Here is a 12,565-nt window from a genome sequence, read left to right on the forward strand (position 1 = left end):
TTGTTTTTAAGTTTGTCTTTTTTTATACGTTTTGATTGATTTTTGTTTCACACTTATCACCTCACTCTTCTTTTACTTTTCTTACACGAGATGCCTCTCCATAAACAACAGCATTATCTGGAATACTATGAGTAACGACTGATCCCGCTCCGATTTCTACATTATTACCAATATAAATTCCACCAATAATTGTGCAATTTGCCCCAATATTTACATTGTTCCCAATTATAGGTTGACCTGTATGATTTGCACCTATTACCGTTCCTGATACAATTGTACAATTATTACCAATAACTGTTTTTGAATTGATCACAATTCCAAATCCATGCAATATTTTAAATCCACTTCCAATGGTTGCATGACTAGGTATATCACAACCACATCTTACACAAGTTTTATGATACAAAATTCTTTCTATTACACTCATCACTTTTAGATATTTGTGTGTACGATAGAATTGTAACCATCTATATCTCCAGACCAATCTAAACTCAGGTTGTAGGACATATGCCTTGATGATGTTGATATTTTTCCATCTATCAATATCATTCCTTATATTTGCTAATAATTCACTAAATTGCATTATTAATCTCCTAATTTAAAACTTGTTTATATACTCTATCCATTGTTTTACTATTGTTTCTGTATTTAATAATTCATTCAATTCAATAGCATTAAAAGCATATGTTTTTCTGCGATTATCGTCATCTATTAGCCTAATCATCTTATCTGCTAAAGCTTGTTCATCATTAAGATCAACTAAGTCCCCATTTACTCCATCTTGAATTAAATCTGTTGCCCCAGATACTTTCGTAGAAATACTTGGTAGTCCCAAACACATAGCTTCAATTAATGCATTTGGCATACCTTCAAAATTTGAAGACATAACAAAAATCTCAGCATTAGCTATACATTCATGTACATTTTTAACACTACCAGGTAAGTCAACACTCTCTTCCAAATGATTTTCTAATATATATTTCTCAAGAAAAGGTCTTTCAGGTCCTTCTCCATAAATTGTTAGTTTATAGCCTGGCCTCATACTTACAACTTTTTTGAACGCTCTTAATAGCAATAACTGGTTTTTTTGTTTCATTAAACGTCCTACAGAAACAATCCTTTTCTTTTTAACAGTTTTAGTAGCAATACCTTTTTTATCATTTAAAGATATTGGATTATAGATAACAGCGCTTTTCCTTTGGATATACTTTGAAAAATAGTCCCTGTTATGTGTTGTTTGTATTACTACACCATCTGCTAATAAATAAAGAAAGTCTCTAGCTTTTCTTAAGAGAAAACTAGATGGAATTTTTCTTGGATCATTTCTATCTGCTACAATAATAGGAATTTTCAATCCAAAATCAGCAGCGATAGCTAACATATTAAATGGTGCTAAAAAAGATAAAATAATATCTGCATTAGATTTCAAAAATTGACGAATCCATTTTATATTAATAAGTATATTATCTGATCCGGTGTTTTTAAAAACTGATACAACTTTAACATTAGGATCTAATTTATAAAATATTTCTTCATTGTAGTAAAGTAAAATTGTAACATTATATTTTTCCTTAATCATGCTTTTAGATAATATAGAAATTACTCTTTCAGCACCCCCTTGCATTAATGTTCCATCAAAAAAAACAATTCTCTTCTTATTCGATTCCATCGTTTCCTCCAAATTAACTCTATAAATTTGTGATTTTTGTATCTCTTTTTTGTATAACTACAGAATTTGGTGGAATATCACCTTTGATTATGCTACCTGCTCCAATAACAGTATTATCCCCAATAACTGTACCTCGCAATATAACTGTATTTGCACCAATCCATACACCATTACCAATACAGATAGGTTTAGTCTTATACTTCTCAGCAGCTAATCCGCCTGGAACTCTTAAATCATGATCTTGATCATATACAAGTACCCCAGGTCCAAACTGAACATTATTTCCTATATCAATTTTTTCCCATGCCGTAATGACGCAGTTATTACTCATACTAAAATTTTCACCAATAGAGATTACAGCATTCTTTCTAACTCTAATTTTTGCACCGCTTCTCATTCTAAACTTATTCCCAATATATAAACAGGCCCCTCTATCAACTGTAATTTCAGTTAAGGGAGATACCAGATTAACTAATTTGCAGTTAAAGTTTTTACCTTTTTCTAATTTCAATATTCCAAATTTGCAAAGAGAAATAATTCCACATACAGAAGCACGTATATACTTATTCATATAATCCCCTCAAAATCTTATTAATCTTCTCTTTGTAAGCATCAACTACAATTTCTCTAGAGAAATTACTCTCTACATGTTTTCTTCCTTCAATACCCATAGATTTTCTTGTATCGTTGTCAAGATTCAAAAATTTAGTAATACTCTCTACAAGCTCATCTACATTTCCACCATGGTAAATATATCCGCTTTTTCCATTAATCACTGTTTCTTTACATCCAGGATTATCAGTAGTAATTAAAAATCTCCCAGAACTAGCATTTTCTAATAAAACATTACTCATTCCTTCACCATAAGTAGATGGATGAATAATTGCATGTGCTCTTTTTACCCAAGGCTTAACATCCTTTTGAGAACCTCTATAATAAACAATTCCTTGTTTCTGTAAATCAGTTAGTTCTTTTTCATAATGGTTTTCTGTTGGTTCAATAAAACCAATCATATTAAACTCTGTATTAGGATATTTCTTTTTAATTCTTTTAGCCGCTTCAATATAATCATCTACACCCTTATCATGTAAAATACGACCAATATAATTAAATACTACTGTGTTTCCTTCTATTCCATCTCCTCCATCAGGATATGTTTGTAATGGATATCTGTTAAGATCAACACCAGAGCCTGGAATAAGTTTATAATCGCCTTTCACCATTCCAGAATCTACTGCAAGTTTCATGTTCGTAGAGTTTTGAAACATAACACATGCAGCACTTTTATATGCAAGTTTAAATAACCATAAAATAAAACTCTTTTTTAATCCTGTCATATTAACAACTGAACCAATACCAGTTACGTTGTTTATATATGGAATATTTAAAGATCTAGCTGCTATAGAAGCATAAACATTGGGTTTTGCAGTATATGTAAGAACCACATCAGGACGTTCATTTTTAAAGAGTTTTCTATAGTGAAGGAATAACTTTGCATCCGCAATTACATTAGTACCACGTCTATCAATTACTGGATCATCATATCTGAAAGGAATATCTCTCATCAAATCAAATTTAGGACCATTTGGACAAGATATAAGCATTTCGTATCCTTCATTAATAAGTCCTTCTATCAATTCTTTTCTAAAACAATAAATATCATCATCATTATTCGTTAATAATGCGATTAAAGGTTTATTTTTACTCATATTACTCATAGTCCTTTCCTAATACAGCTAACACAGTTCTAAACATTGTTGCTATATCCCCAAAAAACGAGAAGTTCTTAATACTATCTAAGTTATATTTCATTTTACCTGGTAGTACATCTTCTATATATGTTTTATCTACATCACTAGAAGCATCTAATAGTTCAGCTTCATCTTTGTATCTAATACTTGCTTCACTCGTAATACCTGCAGGTAATAATAATGTAGCCATATATTCAGGTTTATATTGTTCAACATATTTAACTGCTTCAGGTCTTGTACCTACAAAACTCATATTACCAGAAATAAGATCTAATACCTGTGGTAACTCATCTAATCTACAACCTCGAAGTTTTGCTCCTACTTTAGTAATACGACTATCATTCCCTACTGTTACAGTAGAACCAATCTTATCTGCATTGCTAACCATTGTTCTAAATTTATGAATCTTGAAATGTTTTCCATAAGTCGTAACTCTTTCCTGTCTATAAAATACTGGACCATCAGAATCTAACTTAATCATAATAGAAATAATAATCATAGGAATAGCTAATAAAATAAGTAGAATCAAACCACCTACTAAATCCATGACTCTCTTAAGAAACATACTTACTTTCTTCTTCTGCAATGTTTCATAATAGACTCTTACTTCATCATTCTGCATATAATCAGGTAAAGTTTCCCATTTCTTCAACATTACATATATTCCTTTACAACTTCTTTAAAGTTTTCAATTACATACTCTACATCTTCATCACTTAACTTAGTATGTAAAGGTAAAGTAATAAGGTTTTCATAATATGCATATGCATTAGGGAAATCTTTTATATCCCACCCCAAGGTTTTATATGCAGTCATCATAGGTAATGGTTTATAGTGTACATTTGTATTTACACCACGTTCTGCTAGTTTAATAATGATTTCTCTTCTCTGTTCATCACTAATACCAGGTATTCTAGTTAAGTATAAATGTTTAGAAGATTCAAAGTCTTTACCCCAATGATTTAAGTGTTTCACACCTAACTCATCACACATTTCATCATACTTACTTACGATTTCTCTTCTTCTTGCAAGCATTCCTGGATATCTATCTAACTGACGTAATCCAATAGCTGCCATAATATCAGTCATATTACACTTATACCAAGGACCAATAATATCATATTCCCAAGCACCTAACTGTGTCTTAGCTAATGCATCCTTATTCTGTCCATGTAAACTATATAACTGGAATAACTTATATACTTCTTCGTTATCTATACCAGGAATATCTTTCCAAGTACTTGCTCCACCTTCTGCAGTTGTAAAGTTCTTTACTGCATGGAATGAAAAACTACTAAAATCAGCCCATTCACCAGCCATCTTACCTTTTCTTACTGCACCTAGTGCATGTGCACAATCTGCAAATACCATTACTCTATTAAGAGTTTTCTGTATTCTAGATCCTAAAGTGTTATCATTTCTAGGAGTAAATAGGTTCTTCTTACTTTCAATAGCCTGATATAACTTATCATAATCACAAATAATACCACCAAGATCTACTGCTACTACTGCTTTAGTCTTCTCAGTGATTGCTTCTGCGACCTTATCATAATCCATTTCACAGTTATCTTTCTGACTATCTACAAATATAACTTTTGCACCACAATGAATTGCTGCTGAAGCTGAAGCTGTATAAGTATAAGCAGGTACAATCACTTCATCTCCCTCTTGGATACCACATACCCTAAGGTTTAATTCTTCTGCTGCTGTCGCAGAATTTAAACATACCACTTTAGATGTATGACAAAATTCAGCAAGTCTTCTTTCTAATTCTTTAGTTCTTGGTCCTGTAGTAATCCAACCAGAACGAAGTGCTTTTGCAACTTCTTCTATTTCTAATTCAGAAATATCAGGTGGACTAAAAGGAATCTTTCTTTTATTCATTTCCATCTTTCTCCCTCCTCTATGAATAAATACATGGGGTGGCACTTATCACTAAGTGCCACACACATGTGTTATGCTGGATGATATGTTGATACAATCTTCTGTACTCTTTCTTTCATATCATCTTCATTTCTATATGCTGCATCAAGTAATCCATCTAACTCATCTAAGAACTCATTGATATCAAATGGAATAGGACAACCAATATGAATTAAGTCATTCTTAGTCTTCTTTAAACCTTCTTCAGCCATCAGCTTTTCTTCATAAAGCTTTTCACCTGGTCTAAGTCCTGTGAACTCTAACTTGATATCTACATCAGGCGTATAACCTGACAATCTAATTAAATTACGAGCTAGAGTAGTAATCTTAACTGGTTCACCCATATCTAATACGAAGATTTCTCCTCCATGAGCATATGTACCAGCAAGTAATACTAAACTTACTGCTTCTGGAATAGTCATAAAGTAACGGATAATATCAGGATGTGTAACTGTAACTGGTCCACCTGCTTCAATCTGTCTCTTGAAGATTGGAATAACTGAACCATTACTTCCTAATACATTACCAAAACGTACAGCTACAAACTCAGTCTGTGTAGTCTTTAATGCTTCTTTGATTTCAGGTCTTTCAATCATATCCTCCTCATGAGTAAATAACTGAGGGATTTCATAAGCCTTACCTTCTTTAATCTTAGCTGCAAAAGCCTGAATAATCATCTCACATAAACGTTTAGAAGCACCCATGATGTTTGTAGGGTTAACTGCTTTATCTGTACTAATTAATACAAATTTCTCACATCCATGTACCATAGCTGCATAAGCAGTCTTATAAGTACCCATAGCGTTATTCTTAATAGATTCACATGGGCTATCTTCCATTAATGGTACATGCTTATGTGCTGCTGCATGATATACAATTTGAGGTCTATACTTCTTAAAAAGATCAAACATCTTTCTACTATCTCTTACTGATCCAATAAGAGTCACTAAATCTAAGTTTGGATACTTCTTTCTTAACTCTAACTGAATATCATATGCATTGTTTTCATATACATCAAATAAAATTAACTGCTTAGGGTTATGTGATGCAATCTGTCTAGCAAGTTCTGAACCAATAGAACCAACACCAGTAATAAGAACGACCTTATTTCTTACATACGCAAACACTTCATCCATATTAGGTTTAATAGGATCACGACCTAATAAATCTTCAATCTGAACCTTCTTCATCTTACTTACTGACACCTGACCAGTATATAACTGATACATACCAGGTAGATTCATAAGTTCACAAGATGTTTCATTACATACTCTAAGAATATCTCTCTTATCCTGAGGATTAGCACTAGGTACAGCAACATAGATCTTCTCAATCTTGAACTTATCTACTGCTTCTAGGATATGATCTCTACTACCAAATACAGGTACATCATCAATGTATCTGTTCCACTTATTAGGGTTATCATCGATAAAGCATGCAACAGTTTCATTTGTTTCTTTAGCATGTTTAATGTCTCTAAATAACATCTGACCAGCAGAACCAGCCCCAACAATCATAACATTCTTTTTCTGTACTTCATTGTTTGTTCTACCACGAAGTAATAATACAAAACGATAGAAGAAACGAATCCCTAATGTCGCAATAAACTGTACTGTAATACCAATCACATAATAAGAAACAGGCATATGTAAGTTAATGATAAGTAGTGAACCAGTGTAAATTACACCAGTCACTACAGTTGCAAGAATGACTCTCATTAACTCTGAATAACTTGCAAAACGCCAAATACTCTTATATAAACGTAAGAACCAGAATACAACTAAACAAAACAAAGCATAAATAATAATAGTCTTTGTATAATTTGTTAAGTACTGTGGTTCTACACTTGTTACTTTACAGTCAAATCTTAACCATAAAGCAATCCCAAATGATACTATAACTGCTATAAAGTCATAGACCATTAATAGTAATCGAACAACCTGCCAATGTTCGATCTTTCTTTTTGAACCTTTACTCATTTTTATTTCCCTTCTTAAATCTTACTTACTTCTCCCATAACCATAGCCATATCCATAGCCATAACCATACCCATAACCAGTTGCTTCTGAACTATAGAATGTCTTCTTATAACTATTTAATACCACACCTACAATATGAGGTAATGTATCATGGAGTTCATCTACAGAATCTAGAATATCTCCTGCTTCTGCAAAGTCCTGTTTAACGACTACAACTGCACTATCAGCATACTTTGCGACTAATAATGCATCTTCCATCATATATAAAGGTGCAACATCTAAAATAATAAAATCATATACTTCTCTTAATTCTTCAATTAAGTTTTCTAATCTTGGTTTAGCCAATTCAGTTGAACCATCAACAGAAATATCACTACCAAATATAACATCTATATCATCAAAAGACACAATACATTGTTCTAGGTTGACATCTTTGTCATTAATATAGTCTAATGATGTTCTATGAATATTCGCATATCTCATCGTCTTCTCAACTGATGGATTTCTCATATCTAGATCAACTAAACATACCTTATAACCCTTCTGTCCTAATGTAATGGCTGTATTAACAGAAACCGTTGTTTTTCCTTCATTAGGTACAGTACTTGTTATCATATAGACTGAATTTTTATTTTTTCTATGATCCTGTTCCATCTTAATTCTAATATTATGGAAAGAATGCTTGAAATCCGCTTTAATACCAGAACCATTTAATAATAAACCTGGATTATTAGGATGACGCTTTTCTACTAATGGAACTTTCGCAACATAATCCATACCTAGAATTTCTTTGATATCATTCTTATCTAAGATAGTTCTTCTAAATACAGAAACTACAATGAGTAATAAAACACTTACTCCAAGTCCAATTAATCCACCCTTTAATCCTGCTAGTAAATAACTAGGAACTGCATCAGCCTTCTTAGGCATTGTAGGCTTATCTAATAACATAATACTTACATCCTGCATAGCATCCTTTGTTAAGGTATCACAGTTATTAGTAATAGCTGTTGCAACATCGTAAGCATCTTTTGCACTCTTGCCTGTTACCTTTAATAAAACAAGATTTGTATTTTCAATCTGTGTTGCTGAAATAGATGCTGGTACTTTATTTACATGCAATACATCCTTTATGATATTCTTCATTTCCTTACTAGTAAGGATTGAATTGAATGTATCTACAAGTGTTGCTTTAGTACTACTTGCCTGAGTGGCATCATAATAGTATGTATCTGTTAATTCAGTAGAAGGTACAAACACTGCTTCACTTGTATAAGTTGTATTAAAGAAAAGAATTTCTTTCATCTCTAATGCAACCATACCAATAAGTACTAATAATAATACTGTCTTCCACATTCTCTTAAATGCACGGAGGAAATTTTCTAAACACTTACCTAAATCAATCGTCATTTCATCTTGATTATTTGATTCCATTATTTATCCCCCCTTACTTTATATTTGCCATAACCATAGCGGTTATTATAATTGCCAGTTCCCTTGTTGCCTTCACTTAGCATGTTTTTAAATACAACACCAATTACGTTATCCTTAACATAAGTTAAACGTTTAATTGTTTCGTTGATGACATCACTAGGTGCAAAATCCTGTCTTACTACAAATAGAGTAGCGTCCACTAAACCATTCATAATTGTTGGTTCATTTAAGAAGTATGCAGGACTTGTATCTACAATTACGAAATCATATTCTTCTTCTAATTCTTTGATAATTGCTTTTAGTTTAGAACTTCCTGTTAACTGCTCAGACTTATATAAGTCCTGACTACATGGTAATAAATCTAATCCACTACGATCATTCACTACCTCACTTCTCCAGTTAGAACTGCCCTCAATCGCTTTATTTAAACTCTTAGAATCATCTAAATTAAAAATCTTGAATAGTGCTGGCTTATTAAAGTCTGTATCTACTAGGACTACTTTACGGCCATTTTTCGCAAGTGCTAAAGCTAAGTTTACAGCCACAGAAGACTTCCCTTCATTTTCATAAGCACTAGTGATCATAAATGACTTATAACCATGCTTATCACTTGTTGCTTCCACCTTACTTCTAAGTTTTTTTACAGATTCTCTAAAGAAGAAGCTTGTCTTTACAGATTCTCTAAAGAAGAAGCTTGTCTTTAATGAAGTGATAAGAATTGCTTTCTTACTTCTTGCATCTTCTCTACTCTTCTTTTCATATGGTAACTTTGCATATAATCTTGTATCAAGCTTATTTTCCACTTCATCTTCACTCTTAATAGTATCTCTTAAAAAGAAATATAAACCAAGTAAACAAGATAATACAAATCCACTACCTACTCCACCAATTAAGAAGTTCTTAATATGACTATTTGGATTTACTGGTTTAGTAGAGAACTTACTTTCCTTTAATACAGTAATATTATATGGGAAACTATAACGTTCTGTATTTTCTCTATACCAATCATTTAAATACTTAATAGAGAAATAGGCTTCTCTTTTAGTATCTGCAGTCACTTTAATCTTAACTACATTTGCCTGTTTTAAAGTTACTTCTGCCTTATAAGTTGTCTTACTTATAGGCATCTTTTTCTTTACATAAGATTTCGCATTATTACTATTCATTAGATAATCTAATGTATTGACATAACTCTGAACCTTATCAATACTCTTAAAAGTATCTCCACCACTACTTAATGTTGCAGTCATATTTGTACCATATTGAGGTACATAAGTGACTGTCTTCATAAAATCAAATACACTTCCAAAAACAATCATGACTGCAACAATCAAGATCCAACTTTGTAGTATATCTTTAATAATACATTTAACTATAGTAAGGAGATTCTCATTCTGTACATTGTTTTCCATAATATCCTCCCTACTTTTCTACAATGACAACTAATTTAGTTAAGCCATAGTCATCATTACTTGTTTTTACTCTATAAATAAATTCATAAGTACCAGGTTTATTCTTATCATAATCTGTATTGATATCTACCTGATTCTTTAAGCTTGAATAGTCCATATCATCCATAGTAACAGACTCAATATGTCTCTTCGCATTCACTTCAGTACCAACCTTCACTCTCATTAAATAAGTATCTAGGTTAATATTGACTGTCTGATTTCTAGAAGTCTGATATGTCTTTAATGTGAGAGATGATTGAGTACCAGTACTATCAGTGACTGCAAATGTAACATAGTGATTCTTATCCTGTTCATATTCTCTGATTACTTTAACCTGAGAACTTAAATCACCATCAACACAACTATAAGCACTCATATAGTCTGCAAACTGTGCTTTAGAGTTAACCTTAGAATATACTAATGCTTTGTTAAGATATAATTGTGGTGCACTATAGTTGTTGTACTTGATTTTTCTTTTTGTTTTAGTGTAGTTATCATCTTTATCAAATACACCTAAAGTAACCACTCGTACATCACCTTCACCAAAAGTACTCATGCCTTGAACGAATACTTTCTTAGTAATGTTGCCATCTTCCTTATCTGTGACTTTTACACCCTCTAAAATAGCCTGATTTGTAGCTGTCTGATCCATTCCAGTATCTAATACCAAAGTACCTTTAGGTACTTTAATAACTGGTGAAGAACCAGTTTGTGGCTTATGTGTATCATATAGCAAGAATCCACCATATAATGCCACAATCACCAGGAATATGATTCCGTTTCTGACCTTGTTGTTCATACCTTTCCCCCATTTAATAATATTTTTCCGTTCTCTTTAAAAATCCTTTGTGCATAATCACTACCAAAACGTGTTTTCACTTGAACATAGGATTCATACATTCTAGAATGCCTGCTTCTCAAGTTATGTGCATCACTACCAACAAAATGTATGAGTTTATTTTCTAATAGGTTCTTTACTGTCTCTTTTACTAATGATCCATAGTCTCCAAGTATTGAACCTTTATTCATCTGTAAATAACCACCCCTGTTGACTATTTCTGCTGCAATATCAGGATTAATCTGAATTGCTTCAAAACGTTCAGGATGAGCGACTACAGGAATATAACCCTTATCCAATACATCTTGTACTGCTTCAAGAATCATTTCTTCTTCTACATCAAAATAGAACTCCATTAAAAGATACTTTGTATCATTTAATGTTGTAATGTCTTCAAAGTGTCTTTCAAAAGACTCATGAGACCTATATAAGAACTCACAGCCTAAATACATCTTAATAGGAATACCGACATCCTCTACTATATCTTTAAATTGACCAAAGAGTTCTTTAATTTTATAGTTTGGATTCTCAAAACCATATGCATAGGCTAAATGTGGCGTTAAGACAATCTCTTTTGTACCATCTCTATACGCCTCGTCCAACATCTCTAGACTCATATCTACACTAGTAGATCCATCATCTACAAGAGGAAGGATATGACTATGTATATCAATCATAAGTTCACCCCTTTTAATATGTCATGTCACAATATATCACATAATTTTGCAATTGTGTAGAAAAAATCAGTATAATTGTGTAGAAAAAATCAGTATAATTGCATGAAAGAATTATATATTTCATTATTTTCGAGTTTTTTTCTTTTAAAGTGCTTTTTTGTGCTATTGGTGCATTAAAAAAGGAATATATTGAAAACCTTTTCAACATATTCCTGTATTTCTATTACTAATTTTTCTTTAATGTAGAAAGGATTAAGCAGCCTACTACTGAACCAATAATGATTGATACTAAATACATTGGCCAGTTACTTATTGTCGCAATGACGAATACACCACCATGAGGTGCTCTTAACTGACAATTGAAAGCAACTGATAAACCACCAGCAATAGCTGAACCAATAACACATGATGGAATAACATGGATTGGATCATTAGCTGCAAAAGGAATAGCTCCTTCAGAGATGAATGATAATCCCATGATATAGTTAACTAATCCAGCATTTCTTTCTTCTTCAGTCCACTTATCTTTGAAGAATGTAGTAGATAAAGCAATAGCAAGAGGAGGTACCATACCACCAGCCATAACAGCTGCCATTAAGATGTAGTTACCACTTGCAAGTAATCCTGTAGCTGTAACATAAGCAGCCTTATTGAATGGACCACCCATATCGATAGACATCATACCACCTGCAACAACACCAAGAATAATACCATAGTTACCTAAACCACTGAGGAAGTTAGTTAATGCCTGGTTAATGATAGACATTAATGGGTTGATTGCACTGGCAAAGATTGCCATACAAAATACACCAAGTAATGGGTATAAAAGAATAGGTTTAACAC

12 protein-coding genes are annotated in these 12,565 nt (G+C 32.3%); all 12 read right to left on the reverse strand.

What is annotated here, in order from left to right; genetic code table 11:
* Positions 1–61: 61 nt before the first annotated feature.
* A complete protein-coding gene (locus ACT8VG_RS02450) occupies positions 62–583 on the reverse strand; it encodes a serine O-acetyltransferase (protein WP_444195118.1) in 522 nt (173 codons plus the stop codon).
* 15 nt (positions 584–598) lie between these two features.
* Complete coding sequence (locus tag ACT8VG_RS02455) at positions 599–1,669, reverse strand: glycosyltransferase family 4 protein (RefSeq protein ID WP_195921505.1); 1,071 nt, start codon at positions 1,667–1,669, stop codon at positions 599–601.
* Positions 1,670–1,688: 19 nt separating this feature from the next.
* Entirely contained in the window at positions 1,689–2,240 is a 552-nt protein-coding gene (locus ACT8VG_RS02460) for an acyltransferase (RefSeq protein WP_195921506.1), read from the reverse strand.
* Positions 2,233–3,387 (reverse strand): glycosyltransferase family 4 protein, encoded by a 1,155-nt coding sequence (locus tag ACT8VG_RS02465; RefSeq protein ID WP_230310197.1) that lies wholly within the window; start codon positions 3,385–3,387, stop codon positions 2,233–2,235. Before ACT8VG_RS02465 ends, ACT8VG_RS02460 begins: the two co-directional genes overlap by 8 nt.
* Positions 3,380–4,075 carry a sugar transferase gene (locus tag ACT8VG_RS02470; protein ID WP_444195119.1) on the reverse strand — a complete coding sequence of 232 codons (696 nt, stop codon included), beginning with the start codon at positions 4,073–4,075 and terminating at the stop codon, positions 3,380–3,382. The genes ACT8VG_RS02465 and ACT8VG_RS02470 overlap by 8 nt, the downstream gene beginning before the upstream one ends.
* On the reverse strand, positions 4,075–5,310 hold the full coding sequence (locus ACT8VG_RS02475) for a DegT/DnrJ/EryC1/StrS family aminotransferase (protein WP_444195120.1): 1,236 nt from the start codon (positions 5,308–5,310) through the stop codon (positions 4,075–4,077). The genes ACT8VG_RS02470 and ACT8VG_RS02475 overlap by 1 nt, the downstream gene beginning before the upstream one ends.
* Before the next feature lie 65 nt (positions 5,311–5,375).
* Positions 5,376–7,322: a polysaccharide biosynthesis protein gene (locus tag ACT8VG_RS02480; protein WP_440247765.1), complete on the reverse strand. Its 1,947-nt coding sequence runs from the start codon at positions 7,320–7,322 to the stop codon at positions 5,376–5,378.
* A 21-nt stretch (positions 7,323–7,343) separates the two neighbouring features.
* Positions 7,344–8,756, reverse strand: coding sequence for a polysaccharide biosynthesis tyrosine autokinase (locus tag ACT8VG_RS02485; protein ID WP_432269270.1), 1,413 nt, complete (start codon positions 8,754–8,756; stop codon positions 7,344–7,346).
* On the reverse strand, positions 8,756–10,168 hold the full coding sequence (locus tag ACT8VG_RS02490; protein WP_444195121.1) for an AAA family ATPase: 1,413 nt from the start codon (positions 10,166–10,168) through the stop codon (positions 8,756–8,758). The genes ACT8VG_RS02485 and ACT8VG_RS02490 overlap by 1 nt, the downstream gene beginning before the upstream one ends.
* Positions 10,169–10,178: 10 nt before the next feature.
* Positions 10,179–11,006: a hypothetical protein gene (locus ACT8VG_RS02495; RefSeq protein ID WP_444195122.1), complete on the reverse strand. Its 828-nt coding sequence runs from the start codon at positions 11,004–11,006 to the stop codon at positions 10,179–10,181.
* Positions 11,003–11,722 (reverse strand): tyrosine-protein phosphatase, encoded by a 720-nt coding sequence (locus ACT8VG_RS02500; protein ID WP_195921512.1) that lies wholly within the window; start codon positions 11,720–11,722, stop codon positions 11,003–11,005. The genes ACT8VG_RS02495 and ACT8VG_RS02500 overlap by 4 nt, the downstream gene beginning before the upstream one ends.
* Positions 11,723–11,948: 226 nt before the next feature.
* On the reverse strand, positions 11,949–12,565 hold a 617-nt coding region (locus tag ACT8VG_RS02505; protein WP_444195123.1), incomplete at its 5' end, for a PTS fructose transporter subunit IIC.

Origin of the sequence: Catenibacterium sp. (assembly GCF_052354645.1) — a bacterium.
Taxonomy (GTDB): Bacteria; Bacillota_I; Bacilli_A; order Erysipelotrichales; family Coprobacillaceae; genus Catenibacterium; species Catenibacterium mitsuoka_A.

Bases quoted from the DNA above. Each gene is read 5' to 3' on its own strand.
- ACT8VG_RS02470 (WP_444195119.1), bottom strand. From the start codon at position 4,075: ATGTTGAAGAAATGGGAAACTTTACCTGATTATATGCAGAATGATGAA.
- ACT8VG_RS02460 (WP_195921506.1), bottom strand. From the start codon at position 2,240: ATGAATAAGTATATACGTGCTTCTGTATGTGGAATTATTTCTCTTTGC.
- ACT8VG_RS02500 (WP_195921512.1), bottom strand. From the start codon at position 11,722: ATGATTGATATACATAGTCATATCCTTCCTCTTGTAGATGATGGATCT.
- ACT8VG_RS02465 (WP_230310197.1), bottom strand. From the start codon at position 3,387: ATGAGTAATATGAGTAAAAATAAACCTTTAATCGCATTATTAACGAAT.
- ACT8VG_RS02455 (WP_195921505.1), bottom strand. From the start codon at position 1,669: ATGGAATCGAATAAGAAGAGAATTGTTTTTTTTGATGGAACATTAATG.
- ACT8VG_RS02490 (WP_444195121.1), bottom strand. From the start codon at position 10,168: ATGGAAAACAATGTACAGAATGAGAATCTCCTTACTATAGTTAAATGT.
- ACT8VG_RS02475 (WP_444195120.1), bottom strand. From the start codon at position 5,310: ATGGAAATGAATAAAAGAAAGATTCCTTTTAGTCCACCTGATATTTCT.
- ACT8VG_RS02495 (WP_444195122.1), bottom strand. From the start codon at position 11,006: ATGAACAACAAGGTCAGAAACGGAATCATATTCCTGGTGATTGTGGCA.
- ACT8VG_RS02450 (WP_444195118.1), bottom strand. From the start codon at position 583: ATGCAATTTAGTGAATTATTAGCAAATATAAGGAATGATATTGATAGA.
- ACT8VG_RS02485 (WP_432269270.1), bottom strand. From the start codon at position 8,756: ATGGAATCAAATAATCAAGATGAAATGACGATTGATTTAGGTAAGTGT.
- ACT8VG_RS02480 (WP_440247765.1), bottom strand. From the start codon at position 7,322: ATGAGTAAAGGTTCAAAAAGAAAGATCGAACATTGGCAGGTTGTTCGA.